The organism is Mycobacterium neumannii, from assembly GCF_048452905.1.
GTDB lineage: Bacteria > Actinomycetota > Actinomycetes > Mycobacteriales > Mycobacteriaceae > Mycobacterium > Mycobacterium neumannii_B.
Genome location: NZ_JBCGVF010000003.1, coordinates 788,202 through 810,876, shown reverse-complemented (window position 1 = coordinate 810,876; position 22,675 = coordinate 788,202). Strand labels below are relative to the sequence as shown.

At 67.0% G+C, this 22,675-nt stretch carries 22 protein-coding genes; 16 read left to right on the top strand and 6 right to left on the bottom strand.

Features of this window, described 5'->3' with window-relative positions; translation table 11 throughout:
* Nucleotides 1-2 precede the first annotated feature (2 nt).
* The gene (locus tag AAHH99_RS10185) at nt 3-965 is read right to left on the bottom strand and encodes a DUF808 domain-containing protein (RefSeq protein ID WP_418768531.1); all 963 of its coding nucleotides are present in this window, start codon (nt 963-965) and stop codon (nt 3-5) included.
* 43 nt (nt 966-1,008) lie between these two features.
* Nucleotides 1,009-2,379 (bottom strand): FAD-dependent oxidoreductase, encoded by a 1,371-nt coding sequence (locus AAHH99_RS10180; RefSeq protein WP_418768530.1) that lies wholly within the window; start codon nt 2,377-2,379, stop codon nt 1,009-1,011.
* Nucleotides 2,380-2,433: 54 nt separating this feature from the next.
* Here AAHH99_RS10180 and AAHH99_RS10175 point away from each other — a divergent pair, with 54 nt between their 5' ends.
* The 6 genes from AAHH99_RS10175 to ahcY all read left to right on the top strand — a co-directional run bounded on the left by AAHH99_RS10175 (nt 2,434) and on the right by ahcY (nt 7,894).
* Entirely contained in the window at nt 2,434-3,900 is a 1,467-nt protein-coding gene (locus AAHH99_RS10175) for an amino acid permease (protein WP_418768529.1), read from the top strand.
* A 135-nt stretch (nt 3,901-4,035) separates the two neighbouring features.
* The gene (locus AAHH99_RS10170; protein WP_418768528.1) at nt 4,036-5,268 is read left to right on the top strand and encodes an alkane 1-monooxygenase; all 1,233 of its coding nucleotides are present in this window, start codon (nt 4,036-4,038) and stop codon (nt 5,266-5,268) included.
* Complete coding sequence (locus AAHH99_RS10165) at nt 5,265-5,426, top strand: rubredoxin (RefSeq protein WP_064394753.1); 162 nt, start codon at nt 5,265-5,267, stop codon at nt 5,424-5,426. Before AAHH99_RS10170 ends, AAHH99_RS10165 begins: the two co-directional genes overlap by 4 nt.
* A 27-nt stretch (nt 5,427-5,453) precedes the next feature.
* Complete coding sequence (locus tag AAHH99_RS10160) at nt 5,454-5,633, top strand: rubredoxin (RefSeq protein WP_064394752.1); 180 nt, start codon at nt 5,454-5,456, stop codon at nt 5,631-5,633.
* A 17-nt stretch (nt 5,634-5,650) separates the two neighbouring features.
* Entirely contained in the window at nt 5,651-6,301 is a 651-nt protein-coding gene (locus AAHH99_RS10155) for a TetR family transcriptional regulator (RefSeq protein WP_418768527.1), read from the top strand.
* 135 nt (nt 6,302-6,436) lie between these two features.
* Nucleotides 6,437-7,894, top strand: coding sequence for an adenosylhomocysteinase (gene ahcY, locus AAHH99_RS10150; protein WP_418768526.1), 1,458 nt, complete (start codon nt 6,437-6,439; stop codon nt 7,892-7,894).
* Nucleotides 7,895-7,974: 80 nt separating this feature from the next.
* Here the strand turns inward: ahcY and AAHH99_RS10145 are convergent, their stop codons facing one another.
* Both AAHH99_RS10145 and AAHH99_RS10140 read right to left on the bottom strand, forming a co-directional pair.
* Nucleotides 7,975-8,319, bottom strand: coding sequence for a heme-binding protein (locus AAHH99_RS10145; protein ID WP_418768525.1), 345 nt, complete (start codon nt 8,317-8,319; stop codon nt 7,975-7,977).
* A gap of 111 nt (nt 8,320-8,430) precedes the next feature.
* Nucleotides 8,431-9,117 (bottom strand): DUF899 domain-containing protein, encoded by a 687-nt coding sequence (locus tag AAHH99_RS10140; protein ID WP_418768524.1) that lies wholly within the window; start codon nt 9,115-9,117, stop codon nt 8,431-8,433.
* 173 nt (nt 9,118-9,290) lie between these two features.
* On the opposite strand from AAHH99_RS10140, the gene AAHH99_RS10135 reads away from it, so the two are divergent.
* The gene (locus AAHH99_RS10135) at nt 9,291-10,568 is read left to right on the top strand and encodes a lipase family protein (RefSeq protein WP_418769583.1); all 1,278 of its coding nucleotides are present in this window, start codon (nt 9,291-9,293) and stop codon (nt 10,566-10,568) included.
* Between the two features lie 15 nt (nt 10,569-10,583).
* Here AAHH99_RS10135 and AAHH99_RS10130 read toward each other — a convergent pair whose 3' ends face one another.
* A complete protein-coding gene (locus AAHH99_RS10130; protein WP_418768523.1) occupies nt 10,584-11,210 on the bottom strand; it encodes a trimeric intracellular cation channel family protein in 627 nt (208 codons plus the stop codon).
* 309 nt (nt 11,211-11,519) lie between these two features.
* Between AAHH99_RS10130 and AAHH99_RS10125 the strand changes: the two genes are divergently transcribed.
* The 9 genes from AAHH99_RS10125 (at nt 11,520) to secA (ending at nt 22,328) form a co-directional block, all read left to right on the top strand.
* A complete protein-coding gene (locus tag AAHH99_RS10125; RefSeq protein ID WP_418768522.1) occupies nt 11,520-12,167 on the top strand; it encodes a DUF2254 family protein in 648 nt (215 codons plus the stop codon).
* Complete coding sequence (locus AAHH99_RS10120; protein WP_418768521.1) at nt 12,167-12,730, top strand: DUF2254 family protein; 564 nt, start codon at nt 12,167-12,169, stop codon at nt 12,728-12,730. Before AAHH99_RS10125 ends, AAHH99_RS10120 begins: the two co-directional genes overlap by 1 nt.
* Before the next feature lie 39 nt (nt 12,731-12,769).
* The gene (locus AAHH99_RS10115) at nt 12,770-13,402 is read left to right on the top strand and encodes a dTMP kinase (RefSeq protein ID WP_418768520.1); all 633 of its coding nucleotides are present in this window, start codon (nt 12,770-12,772) and stop codon (nt 13,400-13,402) included.
* Nucleotides 13,403-13,481: 79 nt separating this feature from the next.
* Nucleotides 13,482-14,168, top strand: coding sequence for a two-component system response regulator MtrA (mtrA, locus tag AAHH99_RS10110; RefSeq protein ID WP_064345844.1), 687 nt, complete (start codon nt 13,482-13,484; stop codon nt 14,166-14,168).
* Nucleotides 14,169-14,241: 73 nt separating this feature from the next.
* On the top strand, nt 14,242-15,888 hold the full coding sequence (mtrB, locus tag AAHH99_RS10105) for an MtrAB system histidine kinase MtrB (RefSeq protein WP_418768519.1): 1,647 nt from the start codon (nt 14,242-14,244) through the stop codon (nt 15,886-15,888).
* Entirely contained in the window at nt 15,885-17,642 is a 1,758-nt protein-coding gene (gene lpqB / locus AAHH99_RS10100; RefSeq protein ID WP_418768518.1) for an MtrAB system accessory lipoprotein LpqB, read from the top strand. The genes mtrB and lpqB overlap by 4 nt, the downstream gene beginning before the upstream one ends.
* Before the next feature lie 131 nt (nt 17,643-17,773).
* On the top strand, nt 17,774-18,403 hold the full coding sequence (locus AAHH99_RS10095) for a ComF family protein (RefSeq protein ID WP_418768517.1): 630 nt from the start codon (nt 17,774-17,776) through the stop codon (nt 18,401-18,403).
* A gap of 326 nt (nt 18,404-18,729) precedes the next feature.
* Complete coding sequence (gene hpf, locus AAHH99_RS10090) at nt 18,730-19,365, top strand: ribosome hibernation-promoting factor, HPF/YfiA family (protein ID WP_418769582.1); 636 nt, start codon at nt 18,730-18,732, stop codon at nt 19,363-19,365.
* 140 nt (nt 19,366-19,505) lie between these two features.
* Complete coding sequence (secA, locus tag AAHH99_RS10085; protein WP_418768516.1) at nt 19,506-22,328, top strand: preprotein translocase subunit SecA; 2,823 nt, start codon at nt 19,506-19,508, stop codon at nt 22,326-22,328.
* Here secA and AAHH99_RS10080 read toward each other — a convergent pair.
* A complete protein-coding gene (locus AAHH99_RS10080) occupies nt 22,325-22,624 on the bottom strand; it encodes an SRPBCC family protein (protein ID WP_418768515.1) in 300 nt (99 codons plus the stop codon). The two genes, secA and AAHH99_RS10080, sit on opposite strands and share 4 nt — an antisense overlap.
* Between the last annotated feature and the right edge of the window lie 51 nt (nt 22,625-22,675).

Here is a 22,675-nt window from a genome sequence, read left to right as displayed (position 1 = left end):
GCTCAGTGGGCGGTGTCGACGACGTCCTCGACGCCCTTCCGTCGGCCGAACGGCAGCCCATGGGTCACCGCGACGACGATGGCGCCGACCACGAGGCCGATGACTGCCGACGCGGCCGTGTTGACCAGCCACGCCAGCACCCCGCCGATGCCGCCGACGGCATGGTGGACGATTTCCTCGAGGTGGTGCACGAGGCCGTACGGCAGGTGCCAGCCCAACTCGTCGGTTCCCAGCAGCAGGATGTGGCCGCCTACCCACAGCATCGCGACCGTGCCGACCGTTGAAAGTGCCGCAAGGAGTTTGGGCATTCCGGCCACCAGGCCACGGCCGATCTTCTGCGCGAACTTCGAACTGCGTTGAGCGAGTTTGAGACCGATGTCGTCCATCTTCACGATGCCGGCGACGACGCCGTACACCGCGATCGTGATCACGAAGGCCACGACGACGAGGATGATCAACCGCGGCCAGAACGCCTCGTTGGCCACCTCGTTGAGCGCGATCACCATGATCTCGGCCGACAGGATGAAATCGGTGCGGATGGCACCCGTCACCATGTACTTCTCGGCGTCCTCGCCCGCCTCCGCGACGGGCGCGGCGTGGTGGTCGTGGCCTCGTATCCGGCCCCACACCTTCTCGGCGCCCTCGTAGCACAAATACGTCGCGCCGAGCATCAGCAGCGGTGTCAGCAGCCACGGCAGGAACTGGCTGAGCAGCAGCGCGGCGGGCAGGATGAACAGCAGCTTGTTGCGCAGTGAACCGATCGCAATGCGCTTGATGATCGGCAGTTCGCGCTCTGCGGCCAGCCCGTGAACGTACTGCGGCGTCACGGCGGTGTCGTCGACGACGACGCCCGCGGCCTTGGCGGTCGCCCGGCCCGCGGCGGCCCCGATGTCGTCGACCGATGCGGCGGCCATGCGCGCCAGCACCGCGACGTCGTCGAGAAGCCCGAACAGTCCTGCGCTCATCGCGTCCTCGTCATGGCCAAGAAATTACCCGCTCGCGCCCGGTTCACGCCGACTGAGGCACCGCGGCCGCTTGTTTGGCCGTCCGCTTCTCGGCCAGCCACAACCGCAGGTTGTGCCGGATGGTGCGGCCCACCAGCCGCGGCGACGGCACCATGTAGAGGCTGTCGAGCAGGCTGAACCGGCGCAGAAACCACTCGGCGAGAACGGGATCGGTCTCCGCGGCGCCGAGAAACTGGTCGAACAGCCCGCCGACCGGCTTGTACCACCACTTCGACTTGCCGGTCGCATTGTGCAGCGAAAGATCGCCGATGGCCGTCATCACCCAGACCGGCCACGTCGTCTTGGCCGTCGCCTTCGCGAGCCGACCGGCCACGTCCGGATCCCCGGATGCCAGCACGGATCGCAGGTTGCCGGCCTGGATCGCGGTCATGGTCATACCCTGGCCGAATGTCGGGTTGAAGCTGACCACGGCGTCGCCGAACGGGATGATGCCTTCCGGGAAGCGTTCCAGGGTGTCGTAGCGGCGCCACCGACTCGTCGGATACCGGTGAAACGCCATCTCGCCCAGCGGGGTGGCTTGGCGCAGCGCGGACGACACGTGCGGTGGCAGGACCTCGTCGGCCAGGTCGAGGATCTGCTCGACGGTCTGTGGCGGCGGCACCTTGCCCACACCGAAGGCTGTGACGTTCCAGTTGCCGTCCTCGTAGAACAGCATGCCGATGCCGAGCGGTTGTTCTCGTGAAGCACCTGCGACCACGACCTTCTCGGCCAGTAGGCCCTCAGGGACGTGGAACTGGTGGCTGGCGTAGGCGATGCCGACATCGACCGTTTCCTCGACCGGCCGCGCGTAACCCCACTTCTCGAGCCACGCGGGCAGGCGGGTGCCTCGGCCGGCGGCGTCGACCACCAGATCGGCGTCGACGATCTGACCCGAATCGAGCAGCACGCCGGTCACCGTCTCCCGCACCGCGTCGTAGATCGGTTCGACGACGCCGGCGTGTACGAAGTCGACGTTGTCGATGTCCTTCACCCGCTTGCGGATCTGCCATTCGAGTTGCGGCCTGCTGGGCACGTAGGCGGTGAACTCGTCACGCAACCGGTGTGCGGTACCGAGCACATGGCCGGCCGCGCCGAAGTGGATGCAGTCGGGCCGGTTCTCCAGGATCGGCACCCCGTCGGCCACCATGTCCGCGAGCAGGCCGGGGAAGTGGCTTTCGAACTCCTCGGCACCGCGGGCCATCAGCAGATGGACATGGCGGCCTTGCGGCACGGCCGCGCGGTTGGCGGGATCGGCGGGCAGATCGTCGCGTTCGTAGATAGTGATCCGATCGCTGACGTCCGAGAGCACCCTGGCCGCGCACATGCCCGCGAGACTGCCCCCGATGACGGCCACGTGTTTATAACTCCGCCCCATTGGGTGCACGGTACTCGGTAGATTGCCGGAACGGACCCAACAGGAGGACGTGCGATGGCTCGGCGGACGAAGTCGGTGGAGCAGTCGATCGCCGACACCGACGACCCCGACACCCGCTTACGCAAGGACCTGAACTGGTGGGACCTCGCGGTGTTCGGGGTGTCCGTCGTGATCGGCGCGGGCATCTTCACGATCACCGCCTCGACCGCCGGTAATCTCACCGGCCCGGCGATCTCGATCTCGTTCGTGCTGGCCGCGATCGCCTGCGGGCTGGCGGCCCTGTGCTACGCCGAGTTCGCCTCGACTGTGCCGGTGGCGGGCAGCGCCTACACGTTCTCCTATGCGACGTTCGGAGAGTTCGTCGCCTGGATCATCGGATGGGACCTGATCCTCGAGTTCGCGGTCGCGGCCGCCGTGGTCGCCAAGGGGTGGTCCAGCTACCTCGGTGAGGTGTTCGAGTTCGGCGGTGGCACTGCGGATTTCGGCATGCTGCAGCTGGACTGGGGCGCGTTGCTGATCATCGTGTTCGTCACCGCCATCCTGGCCTTGGGCACCAAGCTCTCCGCGGGGGTCAGCCTGGTGATCACGGTGATCAAGGTGGCGGTGGTGCTGCTGGTGGTCGCCGTCGGGGCGTTCTACATCAAGGCCGCGAACTACACGCCGTTCATACCGCCGGCCCAACCGGGCGAGGGCGGGAGCGGCACGGACCAGTCGCTGCTCTCACTGCTCACCGGCGCCGAAGGCAGCAGTTATGGCTGGTACGGCTTGCTCGCCGGGGCCTCGATCGTGTTCTTCGCGTTCATTGGGTTCGACATCGTGGCCACCACCGCCGAGGAGACCAAGAACCCGCAGCGCGACGTCTCACGCGGCATTTTGGCCTCGCTCGGCATCGTGACGGTGCTCTACGTCGCGGTGGCTCTCGTGTTGACCGGCATGGTGCATTACACCGAGCTGCGCGAGGCGGGGGAGCAGGCCAACCTCGCAACGGCGTTCACCGCTAACGGAATCGACTGGGCGGCGAAGGTCATCTCGATCGGCGCGCTCGCGGGCCTGACCACGGTGGTGATCGTGCTGGTGCTCGGCCAGACACGCGTGCTGTTCGCGATGTCCCGCGACGGCTTGCTGCCCCGCCCGCTGGCCAAGACCGGGCGCCACGGCACGCCGGTGCGCATCACGCTGATCGTCGGGGTGCTCGTCGCGATCACCGCGTCCGTGTTCCCGATCGACAAGCTCGAGGAAATGGTAAACATCGGGACGCTGTTCGCGTTCGTGTTGGTGTCCGCGGGTGTGATCGCACTGCGCCGCAGCCGGCCCGATCTGGAACGCGGCTTCCGCGCCCCGGGGGTGCCGTGGCTGCCGATCGCCTCGATCGTGGCGTGCGTGTGGCTGATGCTGAACCTCACCGCGCTGACGTGGATCCGCTTCCTGATCTGGATGGCGATCGGTGTCGTCATCTACTTCCTCTACGGCCGCCGTCACTCGGTGCTCGGCCGCCGCGAAAGCCAGACACTCGCGGCTTAGCCCGCCTCACCTGAGCTAGCGAGACGTCGCGTGCCAAGGCTGCTTTACAAATAGTGCGCTTGTGTCTAGACAGCAGACAAATGGCGCTCTATAGTCAAGTCCAGACGTGATGGCATGCACTTCAGGAGGCTGGCAATGACCACGCAGACGACAGCGGAACCGGACATCGCACAGTGGCGGGACAGGAAGCGCTACCTGTGGCTGATGGGCTTGATCGCGCCGACGGCGCTGTTCGTCATGCTGCCGCTGGTCTGGGCGTTGAACCAGTGGGGTTGGCACACCGCCGCGCAGGTGCCGTTCTGGATCGGGCCGATCCTGCTCTACATCCTGCTGCCTGCACTGGATCTGAAGTTCGGGCCGGACGGGCAGAACCCGCCCGACGAGGTGATGGAGCGGTTGGAGAACGACAAGTACTACCGCTACTGCACCTACGCCTACATCCCGTTCCAGTACGCCAGCGTGATCGTCGGCGCCTATCTGTTCACCGCGTCGGATCTGAGTTGGCTCGGCTTCGACGGGGGACTGGGCTGGCCCGCCAAGATCGGCCTGGCGCTGTCGGTCGGCCTGCTCGGCGGAGTCGGCATCAACACCGCCCACGAGATGGGGCACAAGAAGGACTCGTTGGAACGGTGGCTGGCGAAGATCACGCTGGCGCAGACCTGCTACGGCCACTTCTACATCGAGCACAACCGCGGACACCACGTCCGCGTCGCGACCCCCGAGGACCCCGCATCGGCCCGTTTCGGTGAGACGTTCTGGGAGTTCCTGCCGCGCAGCGTCTTCGGATCACTGAGGTCGGCGTGGGAGCTGGAGGCCAAGCGGCTCGAGCGCAGCGGGCGTAGTACGTGGGATCCAAGAACGTACTGGTCCAACGACGTCCTCAACGCCTGGGCGATGTCGGCCGTCTTCTACGGCGCGCTGATCGCGGTCTTCGGCTGGGCCTTGATTCCCTACATCGTCATCTCGGCGGTGTTCGGCTTCACGCTGCTGGAGACGGTCAACTATCTCGAGCACTACGGGCTGCTGCGCCAGAAACTCGAGTCCGGCCGTTACGAGCGCTGCGCGCCGGCGCACAGCTGGAACTCCGATCACATCGTGACAAACCTGTTCCTGTATCACCTGCAGCGCCACAGCGATCACCACGCCAACCCGACCCGCCGCTACCAGACGCTGCGCAGCATGGAGGGCGCGCCGAACCTGCCGAGCGGTTACGCGTCGATGATCGCGCTGACGTACTTCCCGCCGCTGTGGCGCAAGGTGATGGATCATCGGGTGCTCGACCACTACGACGGCGACATCGCGCGGGTCAACATCCACCCTCGCGTGCGTGACAAGGCGGTGGCCCGGTACGCGGGGACGGTCCAGTGACCGCCTACCGCTGCCCGGGTTGTGACTACGTCTACGACGAAGCCAAAGGCGCACCGCGGGAGGGTTTTTCACCCGGCACACCGTTCAGCGAGATTCCCGACGACTGGTGCTGCCCCGATTGTGCCGTGCGGGAGAAGGTCGACTTCGAACCGGTATGACCCTCAACACGAGAAAAGGAACTAAAGATGGATTACAAACTATTCGTCTGCGTGCAGTGCGGATTCGAGTACGACGAGGAGAAGGGCTGGCCCGAGGACGGGATCGCCCCGGGTACACGCTGGGACGACATTCCCGATGACTGGAGTTGCCCGGACTGCGGCGCGGCCAAGTCCGACTTCGAGATGGTCGAGGTCGCGCGTCCGTGACGACTAGTCTCGCGCGTGTGAACAGCCCGCGCCGGACCGCGCAGCGCATCCCGTATGCCGAAGCGTCGAGGGTGCTGCTGCGCGGTTCCATTCTGGACGGCATGCGCGAACTGCTGCTCACCCGCGATTGGTCTGCGATCACCCTCGCCGACGTCGCCAAGGCGGCAGGCATCAGCAGGCAGACCATCTACAACGAGTTCGGCTCGCGCCAGGGGCTGGCGCAGGCATACGCGATGCGCCTGGCCGACCGGCTCGTCGACCAGATCGACGACGCCATCGCGGGCAACGTCGGCGACGTCTTCGCCGCGTTCAGCCAGGGCTTCCGCGACTTCTTCGCCGAGTCGGCAGCCGACCCGCTGGTGATCTCATTGCTGACCGGCGAGGCCAAGCCCGATCTGCTGCAGCTCATCACCACCGACAGCGGTCCGATCATCATCCACTGCAGTCGGCGGCTGACGCAGACGTTCGTCGACAGCTGGGTGAAGACCAGCGAAGAGGATGCCGGAGTGCTGGCCAGGGCCATCGTCCGGCTCGCGATGAGCTACGTCTCGATGCCGCCGGAAGCAGACCCCAGCGCATCGCCCGCCCGGGGGCACGACGTGGCCCGTGACCTGGCCCGATTGATGACGCCCTTCGCCGAACGCTACGGTGTTATCGATATTCCTTAGCTGTCAGAGCGCCACGGCCGGTTTCACCGCACAAGCGCCTGTCCCGCGAGCCCGCAGGCTTTGGATGTCTACATGGATGTCGCCGTGCGCACATCTGTGCGCTCATAGGCAATGACGAATGAAAAGGGGCTCTACATGACTGAGCTGAAGGCCGACTCCCGCAACGGGATCGACTACAAGGTCGCCGACCTGTCACTGGCCGACTTCGGCCGCAAGGAGATCCGCCTGGCCGAGCACGAGATGCCCGGTTTGATGGCGCTGCGCGAGGAGTACCACGACGTGCAGCCGCTCAAGGGCGCGCGGATCTCGGGCTCGCTGCACATGACCGTGCAGACGGCGGTGCTGATCGAGACGCTGACGGCGCTGGGTGCCGAAGTCCGCTGGGCGTCGTGCAACATCTTCTCCACCCAGGATCATGCCGCAGCGGCCGTCGTCGTCGGCCCGCACGGCACCCCGGAGGAGCCGAAGGGCACCCCGGTGTTCGCGTGGAAGGGCGAGACGCTCGAGGAGTACTGGTGGGCCGCCGAGCAGATGCTCACCTGGGAAGGCGAGCCGGCGAACATGATCCTCGACGACGGCGGCGACGCCACGATGATGGTGCTGCGCGGCGCACAGTACGAGAAGCAGGGTGTGGTCCCGCCCGCCGAGGACGACGATCCGGCGGAGTGGAAGGTCTTCCTCGGGGTGCTGCGCGAGCGCTTCGAGACCGACAAGACGAAGTGGACGAAGATCGCAGAGTCGGTCAAGGGCGTCACCGAGGAGACGACGACCGGCGTGCTGCGCCTCTACCAGTTCGAGGCCGTCGGTGAGCTGCCGTTCCCGGCGATCAACGTCAACGACTCGGTCACCAAGAGCAAGTTCGACAACAAGTACGGCACCCGACACTCGCTGATCGACGGCATCAACCGCGGCACGGACGTGCTGATCGGCGGGAAGAAGGTGCTGATCTGCGGCTACGGCGACGTCGGCAAGGGCTGCGCGGAGTCGCTGGCAGGCCAGGGCGCGCGGGTGTCGGTCACAGAGATCGACCCGATCAACGCGCTGCAGGCGCTGATGGACGGCTTCGACGTGGTCACCGTCGAGCAGGCCATCGGCGAGGCCGACATCGTCATCACCTCGACGGGCAACAAAGACATCATCACCCTCGAGCACATGCGGGCGATGAAGGACCAGGCGATCCTGGGCAACATCGGCCACTTCGACAACGAGATCGACATGGCCGCCCTCGAGCGCTCGGGCGCCAAGAAGCTCAACATCAAGCCGCAGGTCGACCAGTGGATCTTCGACAACGGCAAGTCGATCGTGGTGCTGTCCGAGGGCCGGCTGCTGAACCTGGGTAATGCGACCGGGCACCCGTCGTTCGTGATGAGCAACAGCTTCTCCAACCAGGTCATCGCCCAGATCGAGCTGTGGACCAAGAACGACGAGTACGACAACGCGGTGTACCGGTTGGCCAAGCACCTCGACGAGAAGGTCGCCAAGATCCACGTCGAGGCACTCGGCGGTCAGCTGACCAAGCTCACCAAGGAGCAGGCCGAGTACATCGGAGTCGACGTGGAGGGCCCGTACAAGCCCGAGCATTACCGCTACTGATCTCACCCGAAAGCCCCCGGCACATCCTGTGCCGGGGGCTTTCGTTTCTCGGGGCCCCGGACGGGTTGTGCTGCAGTGGTTCAGGGTGTCGGGTCCAATCCCCCGCAGTGGTTCTTCAGATCCATCAGCGGCTGCCGGATACCCGCCATCTCGGCGTTCTCCTGCGGATGGCTGGCCATGTATCCCTTCACCTGCTCGGCCACCCCCTCACGCGACATGCCTCTGAGGGTGCTCATGAAGCCGTTGAGGTCAGGATGGGTGAATAAGTAGGCCGACGTTGACGCGTCGACCCCGGCGCGGACGCCTTCTAGATCGGCGCTGGTGCAGTTCGCCGGCTCGGCGTTGGCCAACGGGGACAAGCCGAACAGTGCGGCGCCGGCCACGACGGCCAACGAGAGCGGGTACGCCCTACGGGTTCCGAACATCTGACGGGCTCCTTCGGTCAGGGTGTGACTGCCAGTGTGGAACCGGGCGATGGCTGATGCGCTGCCTCCCAAGCAGGTTCACAGGAGGCGTGCAGCAAGCCTCAAGCGGCGCTACGCCGGATACTCGTCGCGCTTGCGCGGCCAGCCGGAGAAATCCTCGCCGCGGCCTTTGGGCGCCCGGTCCAACAGCTGCCAGGTGGCGTTAAGCGCTTCGGTGCCGCGGTCGTAGGTCGAGTAGGTGTGGTAGACGACGCCGTCCTCCAGCGCGAAGCAGCTCAGCGCCATCAGCTCCATGACGTCGAGCATGCTGCCGCTGCCCGACCCGAAGTTGCGGCGCGGCGTCGGGACATGCATGTACCCGAAGAAGTCGGCGTCGAAATCGCTGTCGCCGGACGACACCCACTCGATGTCCCAGCCCATCCGCTGCTTGTACGCGGTCAACGCCGGCAACCGCGAGCGCGACGACAGGATGAACGTGACGTCCCGGTGCGCCAGGTGCGGTGCCGCGCCGACCAGGTTGTCGGTCTCGAACGTGCACCCGGGGCAGCCCTCGGGGGTCTTGGGCCCGTGCATGAAGTGGCGCACGATCAACTGTGATCTGCCGTCGAACAGCTCGGCGAGCGTGCGACGTCCAGCTGTGGTGTCGAACTCGTATTGCTTGTCGACGCGCACCCACGGCAGTGCCTGCCGCTCCTTTGCCAGCTCGTCGGCCCTGCGGGTCAGCTCCTTTTCATTGGCCAGCTGTCGTTCGTACGCCGTTCGCCACTGTTCACGCGTCCCGACCGCATGAGTCGTCATACCCACTGCCTCCTCGTCACCAAAGGGTTCGGCTAAGGAGACCCGCGCCGGCGCCCGAACTCATCGCCCGACCGCCATGGCGCGAGGCTTGAGCCGGAAACAGGCCTCATGAAACGATTTTCGTTGCTAACGTCCGATCGGTGGGTCGCATCGTCGGAATCGCGATTGCCCTCATGGTCGTTTCCTTCGGGACCCCGGTGCCTGCGGCGGCCGACGACCCGACCGTCGACCATCACCACCCCTATTTCAACGAGGACGAATACCAGGCGTTCTACACGCCGCCGGATCCGTTGCCGCCGGGCAAGCCCGGCGATCTGGTTCGCACGGAGCCCTCGCGCCTGGTGCTCGAACCGTCCGGCCAACTCGGCATGATCATGGCCGACGGCACACGAATCATGTACCGCAGCAACGACGCTAGGGGAAACCCGAACGTCGTCACCGGCACGTACTTCGAACCGCACGCGCCGTGGCCGTTCGGCGGGCCGCGCCCGCTGATCGTTTACGGTCCGGGCACCCAGGGCCAGGGCGACCAGTGCGCGCCGTCGCGGCAGTTCAATCAGGGCATTCATTGGTCGCCGTACCTCGACATCGCGTTCAACTACGAGGAGTTGTTCGTCGCGACGATGGTCGCGCGCGGGTTCGCGATCGTCATGACCGACTATGAAGGCCTAGGCACCCCGGGGCTGCACACCTACGCGAACCGGGTGTCGCAGGGCCACGCGATGCTCGACGCCGCCCGCGCCGCCAAGAACCTGCCCGGCACCTCGCTGGCCCGCGACGGCCCGCTGGCGTTCTGGGGTTACTCACAAGGCGGGGGCGCGGCGGCATCGGCCGCGGAGATGGCCGAGAGCTACGCCCCCGAACTCGACGTGGTCGGTTCCTACGCTGGGGCGCCGCCCGCCGACCTGAAGGCGCTGTTCCCGTTCATCGACGGCAGCATGCTGATCGGAGCGGTGGGTTATGCGCTGAACGGGGTGATGACGGCCTACCCCGAACACGAGGCGGCGATCAAGGCGACGCTGACACCGCGCGGCGCCGACATGCTCTTCAAGGTGCAGGACCAGTGCGTCGCAGAGACGCTGACGAAGTTCATGTTCCGGCACCTGCAGCCCTACTTCAATCAGAACATCTTCGAACTCGTCGAGCAGGAGCCGTTCAAGTCGCTGTTCGACGAGCAGAAGCTGGGTCGCACGAAACCCAATGCGCCCGTACTCATCAACGCCAACCGGTACGACCCGCTGGTCCCGTGGGCGCCGGCGATGCAGATGGGTCGCGACTGGTGTGCCCAGGGCGCAGACGTCGAGGCGCGCACCAACGAGCAACCGCCGTTCCTCAATAAGGCGATGGTCAACCACGGCCTGCCCATGCTGGTCGACGGTGAACCCGCCATGCAGTGGATCGCGGACCGATTCAAGGGTGTGCCGACAGCGTCTAACTGCGGGCGGTTCTGACTGGGCCAGTAGGCCTCAACGTTGCCAAGGGGGACGGGGCGCGTGGAGATCGAACCGCACGCCCACGATGCGGATCACGAAGCACACCCCCGCGGCACTCAGCGTCGCCGCGATGCTCTCGACGCCGAGCCCGTGGAGGATCGCCGCGCAGGCCGCGCCGGTCATCGCCGGTATCGCATAGAGCTCGCTGCGGAACACCGTGGGCACCTGCCCGATCGCCACATCGCGGATGGTTCCTCCGCCCACGGCGGTGATGGTGCCGACGATGACCGCTTGAAGGACGCCGAACTCGAGGTTCAGCGCCTTGTAGGCGGCGAGCACCGCGAACACGCTCAGCCCCACGGCATCGGCGATGGTGAGGGGCATCGTGAACCGCTCGAAGGCAGGACTCAGGGCGAACGCGATGACGCCGCCGCCGGCTGCCACGGCCAGATAACGCCAGTCCACGAAGGTCGCAGGCGGAAGTGAATCGAGAAGGATGTCGCGGATGACGCCACCGCCCAGGCCGGTGAGCATGCCGACGGTGACGACGCCGAAGATGTCCAGACGCGTCGCGCGCAGTGAGACGAGCGCGCCGTTGACAGCAAACGCGAACGTGCCGATGAGGTCAAGCACCAGCAGCAGAGGCGTTTCGGTGGACATCGCTTGGTGTATACCCGAGGCCATGCCCGGCTCGCAGGATGCTGTCGGCGCGGTCCTAGTGGGCTGCCACGGGTGCCGGACTGGCAGGAGGCGCTCTACACCGGCAGCCGGAACTCCAGGTAGGCGAAGGCATTCTGTTTACACCGGGAGAACCATGACGACCCTCACGATCCGTCCTTCGGTCGGAGGCGGCGCGACGCCGCCTTGTCGCGTCGCTCTCCAACCACTCGGCCCCTGGGAGCGCAGCAAGGGCGCAGCTGTCCCAGGCAAATGGCATGGCGCACAACGCATCAGGTACACGACGGTATGATGCGTCCCTTCGGCGGACCGTCGGCGCTGCGCTTCGCCACCGCCCGTTACCACTGCCGCGAAAGCCTCTTCGCGCTGCCCGCGCTTGTCCTGGTGATAGGAATCGCGGCCGCGGAACTGGCTGCCTATCTCGACGACGTCGTCGGCGTGGACACTTCGCTGCCGTTGACGCTCGAGATGAACAGCAATGCGGCAACGTGGTTACTGAGCACCGTCGCCGGCGCCACCATCACGACCGCCGGGGTGGTCTTTTCGCTTACGGTGGTCAGCCTGCAGCTGGCCAGCAGCCAGTTCTCCCCCCGGGTGATGCGGTCGTTCATCCGGGACCGGCTCAGCCAGTTGGTGATAGGCCTGCTGGTGGGCACCTTCGTGTTCTGTGTGCTGACCCTTCGCCATATCAGCGGGGACCCGATGTCGAACGCGCCGCGGGTGTCGATGACGGCGGCGGTCGTGCTGGCGGTGGTGACGGTGCTGTTGATCATCGCCTACCTCAATCGGTTGGCCTATGGCCTCCAGGTGGGGGAGGTGGTGCGCACCATCGCCGCGGAGGCCGACACCGTCATCGACGAGCAGGCGCGGCCGACGCGTATGGAGACACCGGCCCCGCACCCGCCGGCACCGGGTACCGGCGAGCACCTGACGGTCTGATGACCCTGTGGCCCAAGCCGGCCGATCCCGACCGCGTCGAGCGCAAGCTGATGTCAACGGTGGAGGTGGCCGACATCCGCACCATGCAGCAGGACGTCGACTTCGGCATTCGCCAACTGGTCGACATCGCCCTGCGTGCGCTCAGCCCCGCCATCAACGACCCGACCACCGCGGCCGACGTGGTGCTGCACCTCGGCAGCATGATGCGCAAACTGCTGACGGCTGACATGCCGCCGCCAGCGGTGCGCGGACCCGACGACACGATCCTCCTTCGCCCGTGGGACCTGTCGCACGAGGAGTACGTCGCGCACGCGTTCGACCAGATCCGCCAGAGCTCGGTGGGCCAGCCGAACGTCGTGGCCACCGTGCTGCGGGTGCTGCGCATGCTCATCGCGCATGCGCACAATGAGGACCGCGAGGAGTACGTGCCCGCGCTGCGCCGCCAGATCGAGCTGTTGATGGACGCGATGGCCACCCGAGCCGACCTTCACACGTCCGACCTCGAACGCCTCCGGGCGATCTCTCGGGAGACGGCCCCCGATCCGGCCGAACACGACGTCTGATGGCGCGGGCGGCGACTGGGCAAAGCTAGTCTCACAGCCGTGCTGATGGTCATCGAAGGGGTCGACGGAGCGGGTAAGCGCACGTTGACCAACGGACTTCGAACCGCGTTCGAAGCCGAGGGCAGGACGGTGACGAGCCTGGCGTTTCCGCGCTACGGCCAGTCGGTGGAGGCCGACGTGGCCGCCGAGGCGCTGCACGGGTCCCACGGTGACCTCGCCGACTCCGTGTACGCGATGGCGGTGCTGTTCGCGCTCGACCGTTCCCGCGCGCGAGCCGAGATCGAACGCCTGCAGGACGCCTACGACGTCGTCATCCTGGACCGCTATGTCGCGTCCAACGCCGCCTACAGCGCCGCGCGCCTTCGCCAGGACGCCGACGGCGAGGTCGTCGAGTGGGTGCGCGTCCTGGAGTACGAGCGCCTCGCGCTTCCGCGGCCGGACGCCCAGGTACTGCTGGCCGTGCCCATAGAACTGGCGGCCCAGCGCGCCGAGCAGCGCGCCAACACCGAGGTGGACCGGGCCAAAGACGCCTACGAGCGCGACGGCGGGCTGCAGCAACGCACCTCCGATGTCTACGCCGCACTGGCCGCATCGCAGTGGTGCGGACGCTGGAAGGTCGCCGGACCCGACGTCGATCCGGTCGCGCTCGCCGCCGAACTGGACGCTCACTAGCCCCGTTCGGCGCCATTCGCCGGTCAAAGCGCGAAACGCGCCGTGTGGTAGCCGGGGTTTATCGCAATTCGGTGACACCATGGTCTCCATGAGGCAAAGGATTCTGGTTGTCGACGATGACCCGTCGCTCGCCGAGATGCTCACCATCGTGCTGCGGGGCGAAGGCTTCGACACCGCCGTCATCGGCGACGGCACCCAAGCGCTGACCGCGGTCCGCGAGCTGCGGCCCGATCTGGTCCTTCTCGACCTGATGCTGCCCGGCATGAACGGCATCGACGTCTGTCGCGTGCTCCGGGCGGACTCCGGCGTGCCGATCGTCATGCTGACCGCCAAGACCGACACCGTGGACGTCGTGCTGGGCCTGGAGTCCGGCGCCGACGACTACGTGATGAAGCCGTTCAAGCCCAAAGAGCTCGTCGCCCGCGTGCGGGCCCGCCTGCGGCGCAACGAGGACGAGCCGGCCGAGATGCTTTCGATCGGCGACGTCGACATCGACGTGCCCGCACACAAGGTCACCCGTCAGGGCGAGCAGATCTCGCTGACCCCGCTGGAGTTCGACCTGTTGGTGGCGTTGGCGCGCAAACCGCGGCAGGTGTTTACTCGTGATGTGCTGCTCGAACAGGTGTGGGGTTATCGACACCCCGCGGACACCCGTTTGGTGAACGTGCATGTCCAACGATTGCGGGCCAAGGTCGAGAAGGACCCGGAGAACCCGCAGGTGGTGCTCACTGTTCGAGGAGTGGGGTACAAGGCCGGACCGCCGTGACATGCACGGCTGTCGGCCGTGGTCGTGACCCCGACCGCTTGACGGTCGCCGTGTTGACCGCTCGGCGGGCGCCGTGATCTTCAGCTCCAGACGGCGCATCCATCGGCGCTCGGCGCCGCTGGTGCGGGGGCTGGGGGCGCTGGGCCGGGCGTTGAGCCTGGCGTGGCGGCGCTCCCTGCAGCTGCGCGTCGTCTCGCTGACGTTGGGATTGTCGCTGGCCGTGATCCTGGTGCTCGGGTTCGTGCTGACCAGCCAGATCACCGATCGCATCCTCGAGGTCAAGGTCCGCGCGGCCACCGAGCAGATCGACCGTGCCCGCACCACGGTCAGCGGAATCGTCGGCGGTGAGGAGACCCGCTCGCTCGACAGCAGCCTGCAGTTGGCGCGCAACACGCTGATCGATCGCAGCGCCGACGCCGAACCGGGCCTGGCGGGAACCTACGACGCGGTTCTGGTGGTGCCCGGCGACGGGCCACGGGCGGCGACCGCGGCAGGCCCGATCCAGCAGGTACCCAACACGCTGCGGGAGTTCGTCAAGGCCGGCCAGGTCAGCTATCAGTACGCAGGAGTGCACACCGACAGCTTTTCCGGGCCGGCGCTGATCGTCGGCAGTCCGACGTCGTCATCGGTGACGAACCTTGAGCTTTACCTGATCTTCCCGCTCAACAACGAGGAGTCCACGATCGCACTGGTGCGCGGGACGATGGCCACCGGCGGCGTGGTGCTGCTCGGCCTGCTCGCCGCGATCGCCTTGCTGGTGGCGCGCCAGATCGTGCTGCCGGTGCGCTCCGCGTCGCGCATCGCCGAGCGGTTCGCCGAAGGCCACCTCACCGAACGCATGTCGGTGCGCGGCGAGGACGACATGGCCCGCCTCGCCGTCTCGTTCAACGACATGGCCGAGAGCCTGCACCGCCAGATCACCCAACTCGAGGAGTTCGGCAACCTACAGCGCCGGTTCACCTCAGACGTCAGCCACGAACTGCGCACCCCGCTGACCACTGTGCGCATGGCCGCCGACCTGATCTACGACCACAGTGAGGACCTCGATCCCGCGCTGCGCCGGTCCACCGAGTTGATGGTCAGCGAGCTCGACCGGTTCGAGACGTTGCTCAACGATCTGTTGGAGATCTCCCGCCACGACGCCGGTGTCGCCGAGCTGTCGGTCGAGTCGCTAGATCTGCGGTCGACGGTGCGAAGCGCGTTGGACAACGTCGGGCACCTGGCCCAGGACGCCGACGTCGAACTCGTCGTTGACATGCCAGGAGAGGAGGTCATCGCCGAGGTCGACCCGCGGCGCGTCGAGCGCATTCTGCGCAACCTCATCGCAAACGCCATCGACCACGCCGAGCACAAACCCGTCCGCATCCGGATGGCCGCCGACGACGACACCGTCGCCGTCACCGTCCGCGACCACGGGGTGGGGCTGCGGCCCGGCGAGGAGAAACTGGTGTTCAGCCGGTTCTGGCGATCGGACCCCTCGCGGGTGCGTCGCTCCGGTGGCACCGGTCTCGGGTTGGCGATCAGCATCGAGGACGCCCGCCTGCACCAGGGCAGGCTGGAGGCCTGGGGCGAGCCGGGTAACGGCGCCTGCTTCCGTCTCACGCTGCCGCTCGTTCGCGGGCACAAGGTGACAACCAGCCCGCTGCCGCTGAAACCCGTTGGGCCCGAGGATGTGCCGCCGCGCAGCCGCGATCGCGAACCCGCGCAGGAGTCCGTGTGAGAATCCTGCTGGCTGTCCTTAGCGTGCTGGCGTTGGTTCTCAGCGGCTGCGCGGGCGTGCCCAGTTCGTCCTCGCCGCAAGCGATCGGAACCGTCGACCGGCCCGCCCCGCCGAGCCTGCCCAAGCCGACTCCTGGCATGGACCCCGACGTGTTGCTGCGTGAATTCCTCAAGGCCACCGCCGATCCCGCCAATCGGCATCTGGCCGCACGCCAGTTCCTCACCGAATCCGCTTCGCAGGCATGGGATGACGCGGGCAGTGCGCTGCTGATCGACAACGTGGTGTTCATCGAGACGCGCGGCCCCGACCGGGTGTCGGTGACCATGCGCGCCGACATCCTCGGGTCGCTGTCGGACATGGGCGTGTTCGAGACGGGGGAGGGTGCGCTGCCCGACCCGGGGCCGATCGAACTGGTCAAGACCGCCGACGGTTGGCGCATCGACAAGCTGCCGAACGGCGTCTTCCTCGACTGGCAACAGTTCCAGGCCACCTACCGGCGCAACACCCTGTATTTCGTCGACCCGACCGGCAGCACCGTCGTGCCCGATCCGCGCTACGTCGCGGTGTCCGATCCCGACCAGTTGGCCACCGAACTGGTGAGCAAGCTGATCGCCGGGCCGCGCCCGGAGATGGCCAAGACCGTCCGCAATCTGCTCGAGCCGCCGCTGAAACTGCGGGGCCCGGTGACGCGGGCCGACGGCGGCAAGATGGGCGTCGGCCGCGGCTACGGCGGGGCCAGGATCGATCTGGACAACCTGTCGACCACCGATCCGCACAGCAGGCAACTGCTTGCGGCGCAACTCATCTGGACGCTGTCCCGTGCCGGGGTGAACGGGCCGTATGTGATCAACGCCGACGGCGCCGCCCTCGACGACCGGTTCGCCGACGGTTGGGAGACCTCCGATGTGGCGGCCACCGACCCCGGCGCGGCCTCGGGAGTGGCTGCCGGCCTACACGCGTTGGTAGGCGGTTCGCTCGTCGCGCTCGACGGCCGACGGGCGCCACGGGTTCCCGGGCAGTTCGGCCAGATGCCGAACCAGACCGCGGCGGCGGTGTCCCGCAGCGGGCAGGAGGTGGCGTCGATCGTCACGGTGCGTGCGGGCGCACCGGATATGGCGTCGTCGATGTGGGTGGGCGCGCTCGGCGGGGCCGCGTCGCAGGTGCTGGACGCGCGAAGCCTTTCGCGGCCGAGCTGGTCGCTCGACAACGCGGTCTGGGTGGTGATCGACGGCAACAACGTCGTGCGCGTCATCCAGGACGCGTCGGGCCAGCCGGCGCGCATACCGGTCGACTCCACGCTGGTGTCGAGCAGGTTTCCCGGCGTGATCACCGAACTGCAGCTGTCGCGCGACGGCACCCGCGCGGCGATGGTGATCGACGGTCGGGTGGTCCTGGCCGGTGTCGAACAGACCCCTGGCGGCGGCTACGCGCTCATCTACCCGCGACGGCTGGGCTACGGCCTGGGCAACACCGTGGTGTCGCTGTCATGGCGCACCGGCGACGACATCGTGGTGAGCCGCACCGATCCTGCGCATCCGGTCTCGTACGTCAACCTCGACGGCGTCAACTCCGACGGGCCGAGCCGCAACCTGCTGATGCCGGTCACCACCGTGGCGGCCAACCCGTCGACGGTGTACGTGGCCGATGCCCGCGGGGTCGTGCAACTGTCCGGTTCGGTGGCCGAGGACGATCCGGCGTGGGCCGAGGTGCGTCCGCTGCTGGTGCCCGGCGCCGAACCCGTGCTGCCGGGCTAGCGCTTCACCGTTCGCCGAGTTCTGCGCCAGGGCTGTGAAATCGGCCGAATGGCAACCACTCTGCAGAAATCGGTGAGCGAGCCGAACCCGTTTGCGGCGAGGGTGTCACCGATCACCGCCACAATGACCGCGTGCTCGATCTCGTTCTCCCGCTGCAGTGCGGCGGCTGCGGCGCACCGTCGACGCGGTGGTGCGCGGCGTGCGCGGCGACCCTGACGGTCAGGGCAGACGATCCGCACCTCGTCTCGCCGCGCGTGGATCCCGGCGTCCCGGTGTACTCCCTGGGCCGTTACGCGGGGCCGCGGCGAGCAGCCGTCATCGCGGTCAAGGAGCATGGCCGAACCGATCTGCTGCGCCCACTCGCCGGCGCGCTGCGGGCCGGCCTGTCCCACCTGCTGACCTGGGGTCTTCTCGATACCCCGCTGACGGTGGTCCCCGCACCGACCCGCCGGTGGTCGGCCCGTCGGCGCGGCGGTGACCCGGTGACCCGGATGGCCCGTACCGCCGCCGCCGACCTGCCGGGGGTGACCGTCGTCCAGGCGCTGCGCGCACGCGCACTCGTGGCGGATTCGGTCGGGCTGTCCACCGCCGATCGGCAGCGCAACATCGGCGGCGGGGTCCGGGTCGTGCGGCCCGTCGCGGACGAAGTGCTCGTCGTCGACGACATCGCCACCACCGGCGCCACCGCCGCCGAGTCGGTTCGCGTGCTGCACACCATTGGGGCGCGCGTGGCGGCCGTGCTGGTTGTGGCAAACGCGTGATCGCGCCGCGAGGCCGGATTCCGGGCCCACATATCAGACCGAGGTGAAGAACTGGAAACAGGTACCCGGATTCACTGGCACTACCGGGTGAACGCGGCTACCGTCGGCTTCAACACCCGTGAATGACTCACGGCCGGCGCTCATATACGAAGCGCCAGCATCGCCGACGCGGTAGGAGGTGAGTAGACGACACCTTGCACCGGCGAGCGGCGAGACATGCAAAGCCCCGTCGGTGCGGATCACGACAACCCGGGCACGCTCACGCGTGCGGACGCCGAAGAAACGAGTTGCCAAGCATGTCAAGCCAATCCCTGGACTCCCGAACGATGGTGATCGAGGACGAAACGCCCGAAACCCGACCGCGCGCCGAAGTCGCGGTCACCGGTCGCAACGTCGAGATCCCCGACCACTTCCGCACGTACGTCGCAGAGAAACTGTCACGCCTGGAACGATTCGACCGCACGATCTATCTGTTCGACGTCGAGCTCGACCACGAGCGGAACCGACGTCAACGCAAGAACTGCCAACACGTGGAGATCACCGCACGCGGCCGCGGCCCGGTAGTCCGCGCCGAAGCCTGTGCCGACAGCTTCTACGGGGCGATGGAATCAGCGGTGGACAAGCTCGCCGAGCGGCTGCGCCGTGCGCGCGACCGCCGCAAGATCCACTACGGCGACAAGACCCCGGTGTCGGTCGCCAAGGCCACTGCGGTCACCGCACCGCCCGAGCCGCTGACCGCGACACCGCCCGAACACGACGGCGCGGCGCTCGACGAGCATGAGCCCGGACGCATCGTGCGGATCAAGGAGCACCCGGCCACCCCGATGACCGTTGACGACGCGCTGTCGCAGATGGAACTGGTCGGCCACGACTTCTTCCTCTTTCATGACAAGGAGAGCGACCTGCCGTCCGTGGTCTACCGCAGGCACGCCTACGACTACGGCTTGATTCGGCTCGCCTGAGAGCCGCGTGGTTCGGTCCGGCTCGCGCGAGCCGGGCCGACCACCATTTCGCCAGGCCTGACGCAGCTGGGCCGGGTTCGGGGCGCATGTCGCCTACCATGGGTTGAGCTCAAGACTTCCAAACCCATAGGGGAACTAGCGTGCTGCAAAAGTTGCTGCGTCTCGGCGAGGGCCGGATGGTCAAACGCCTCAAGGGGGTGGCCGATTACGTCGACTCCCTGGCAGGCGACGTCGAGAAGTTGACCGACGCTGAGCTGCGAGCCAAGACCGACGAGTTCAAAACGCGCGTGGACAAGGGCGAAAGCCTCGACGACCTGCTGCCCGAAGCGTTCGCCGTCGCCCGCGAGGCGGCCTGGCGGGTGCTCGACCAGAAGCCGTTCAAGGTGCAGTTGATGGGCGGCGCGGCGCTGCACTTCGGAAACGTCGCGGAGATGAAGACCGGTGAAGGCAAGACGCTGACCGGCGTGCTCCCGGCCTACCTCAACGCGCTGTCGGGCAAAGGCGTGCACATCGTCACCGTGAACGACTACCTGGCCAGGCGCGACGCCGAGTGGATGGGTCGTGTGCACCGGTTCCTCGGCCTGGAGGTCGACGTGATCCTCGCGCAGATGACCCCCGACCAGCGGCGAACCGCCTACGCCGCCGACATCACCTACGGCACCAACAACGAGTTCGGCTTCGACTACCTGCGCGACAACATGGCGCATTCCCTGGCCGACCTGGTCCAGCGCGGACACAACTTCGCGATCGTCGACGAGGTCGACTCCATCCTCATCGACGAAGCCCGCACGCCGCTGATCATCTCCGGCCCCGCCGACGGCGCGTCGCAGTGGTACACCGAGTTCGCCAGGATCGTGCCGCTGATGGAAAAAGACGTCCACTACGAGGTCGACATCCGCAAGCGAACCGTCGGCGTGCACGAACTCGGCGTCGAGTTCGTCGAGGACCAGTTGGGCATCGACAACCTCTACGAGGCGGCCAACTCGCCGCTGGTCTCCTACCTGAACAACGCGCTCAAGGCCAAGGAGCTGTTCCAGCGCGACAAGGACTACATCGTCCGCGACGGTGACGTGCTCATCGTCGACGAGTTCACCGGCCGCGTGCTGGTCGGCCGTCGCTACAACGAGGGTATGCACCAGGCCATCGAGGCCAAGGAGCGCGTCGAGATCAAGGCCGAGAACCAGACGCTGGCCACGATCACGTTGCAGAACTACTTCCGCCTCTACGACAAGCTCGCCGGCATGACCGGCACCGCGCAGACCGAGGCGGCCGAGCTGCACGAGATCTACAAGCTCGGTGTGGTGCCCATCCCGACCAACAAGCCGATGATCCGCGCCGATCAGTCCGACCTGATCTACAAGACCGAAGAGGCCAAGTACATCGCGGTCGTCGACGACGTCGCCGAGCGTTACGAGAAGGGGCAGCCGGTCCTGATCGGCACCACCAGCGTGGAGCGGTCGGAGTACCTGTCGCGCCAGTTCACCAAGCGCAGGATCCCGCACAACGTGCTCAACGCGAAGTACCACGAGCAGGAGGCCTCGATCATCGCCGAGGCCGGCCGGCTGGGCGCGATCACCGTCGCGACGAACATGGCGGGCCGCGGTACCGACATCGTGCTCGGCGGCAACCCGGACTTCCTCACCGACAAGCGGTTGCGCGAACGCGGCCTGGACCCGGTGGAGACACCGGACGAGTACGAGAAGGCCTGGCACGAGACGCTCTCTGCGGTCAAAGCGGAGTGCGCGCGCGAGGCCGAGGACGTCATCGCCGCGGGCGGCCTGTACGTGCTGGGCACCGAACGCCACGAGTCGCGCCGCATCGACAACCAGCTGCGCGGCCGCTCCGGCCGACAGGGCGACCCCGGCGAATCCCGGTTCTACCTGTCGCTGGGTGACGAGCTGATGCGACGGTTCAACGGCGCCACCCTGGAGGCGTTGCTGACCCGGCTCAACCTGCCGGATGACGTGCCGATCGAGGCGAAGATGGTCACCCGCGCCATCAAGAGCGCGCAGACGCAAGTTGAGCAGCAGAACTTCGAGGTCCGCAAGAACGTCCTCAAGTACGACGAGGTGATGAACAAGCAGCGCGTGGTCATCTACGAGGAGCGCAGGCGCATCCTGGAGGGCGAGAACCTCGCCGAACAGGCCCGCAAGATGCTCGTCGGCGTGATCACCGCCTACGTCGACGGGGCCACCGCCGAGGGTTATTCCGAGGACTGGGATCTCGAACAGCTCTGGACCGCGCTCAAGCAGCTGTACCCCGTGGGCATCGACCACAACGACCTGATCGACTCCGACGCGATCGGTGAGCCCGGCGAGTTGACGCGCGAGGAACTGCTGGAGGCGTTGATCGCCGATGCCGAGCGCGCGTATGCCGAGCGGGAGAAGCAGATCGAGGAGATCGCGGGCGAGGGCGCGATGCGCCAGCTGGAGCGCAATGTGCTGCTCAACGTGCTGGACCGTAAGTGGCGCGAACACCTCTACGAGATGGACTACCTCAAGGAGGGCATCGGCCTGCGCGCGATGGCTCAGCGCGATCCGCTCGTCGAGTACCAGCGCGAGGGCTACGACATGTTCATCGGGATGCTCGAAGGCCTCAAGGAGGAGTCGGTCGGGTTCCTGTTCAACGTCGCGGTCGAACCCGCACCGCAGCCGGCCGTCGCCCCGATCGCAGCACCGTCGGGTCTGAGCGAGTTCGCCGAGGCCGCCGCCGCACAGGCGCAAGGTGGGGTGGCGACCAAGGAACGGCCGACGGGAACGGGCCTGCGCGCCAAGGGAATCGACGATGAGTCGCGTCCGCTGACCTACACCGGGCCGTCGGAGGACGGCTCGGCCGAGGTGCAGCGGTCGGGCAACGGCAGTGGCGCCCCACGGCAGGCGGCGCCCAGCGGCGGCACCCGCAAGCAGCGTCGCGAAGCCGCGCGCCAGCAGGCCCGCGAGCAGAAGGCGATGCGCAGGCGTTAAGAGGGCTCGACGAGCGCGGCGATCCGGCCCAGCGTGGCCCGCATCCCGTCCTCAGCCTGCTTGGGTGTTCCGCCCCTCTTGAGCAGCAGGCGTTGCCGATCCTCGGATACGTCCCAGGTTTCGCGCACCAGCGTGCCATCCGGGGTCGGTTCGAGTTCGTAGCGCCAGATGCGCCCGCCGATCAGCCCGAGGGGACCCATCGTCGTCTTCCATGCGATACGGCGGTCGGGTTCGAACTCGACGACGGTGTTGGTGGTCCGGTACCCAAGGAACAGCGACTCGGGCCTTCCCCGCATCGCCACGCCGAATGTCGCACGGCAGAAAGAGGTTGAGACTTCTCGCCGGAT

What these genes read in the sequence shown, in the direction of transcription:
- AAHH99_RS10185 (WP_418768531.1), bottom strand. Translation starts at nt 965, where the DNA reads ATGAGCGCAGGACTGTTCGGGCTTCTCGACGACGTCGCGGTGCTGGCG.
- AAHH99_RS10180 (WP_418768530.1), bottom strand. Translation starts at nt 2,379, where the DNA reads ATGGGGCGGAGTTATAAACACGTGGCCGTCATCGGGGGCAGTCTCGCG.
- AAHH99_RS10175 (WP_418768529.1), top strand. Translation starts at nt 2,434, where the DNA reads ATGGCTCGGCGGACGAAGTCGGTGGAGCAGTCGATCGCCGACACCGAC.
- AAHH99_RS10170 (WP_418768528.1), top strand. Translation starts at nt 4,036, where the DNA reads ATGACCACGCAGACGACAGCGGAACCGGACATCGCACAGTGGCGGGAC.
- AAHH99_RS10160 (WP_064394752.1), top strand. Translation starts at nt 5,454, where the DNA reads ATGGATTACAAACTATTCGTCTGCGTGCAGTGCGGATTCGAGTACGAC.
- ahcY (WP_418768526.1), top strand. Translation starts at nt 6,437, where the DNA reads ATGACTGAGCTGAAGGCCGACTCCCGCAACGGGATCGACTACAAGGTC.
- AAHH99_RS10145 (WP_418768525.1), bottom strand. Translation starts at nt 8,319, where the DNA reads ATGTTCGGAACCCGTAGGGCGTACCCGCTCTCGTTGGCCGTCGTGGCC.
- AAHH99_RS10140 (WP_418768524.1), bottom strand. Translation starts at nt 9,117, where the DNA reads ATGACGACTCATGCGGTCGGGACGCGTGAACAGTGGCGAACGGCGTAC.
- AAHH99_RS10135 (WP_418769583.1), top strand. Translation starts at nt 9,291, where the DNA reads ATGGTCGTTTCCTTCGGGACCCCGGTGCCTGCGGCGGCCGACGACCCG.
- AAHH99_RS10130 (WP_418768523.1), bottom strand. Translation starts at nt 11,210, where the DNA reads ATGTCCACCGAAACGCCTCTGCTGCTGGTGCTTGACCTCATCGGCACG.
- AAHH99_RS10125 (WP_418768522.1), top strand. Translation starts at nt 11,520, where the DNA reads ATGCGTCCCTTCGGCGGACCGTCGGCGCTGCGCTTCGCCACCGCCCGT.
- AAHH99_RS10120 (WP_418768521.1), top strand. Translation starts at nt 12,167, where the DNA reads ATGACCCTGTGGCCCAAGCCGGCCGATCCCGACCGCGTCGAGCGCAAG.
- mtrA (WP_064345844.1), top strand. Translation starts at nt 13,482, where the DNA reads ATGGTCTCCATGAGGCAAAGGATTCTGGTTGTCGACGATGACCCGTCG.
- hpf (WP_418769582.1), top strand. Translation starts at nt 18,730, where the DNA reads ATGGTGATCGAGGACGAAACGCCCGAAACCCGACCGCGCGCCGAAGTC.
- AAHH99_RS10080 (WP_418768515.1), bottom strand. Translation starts at nt 22,624, where the DNA reads ATGCGGGGAAGGCCCGAGTCGCTGTTCCTTGGGTACCGGACCACCAAC.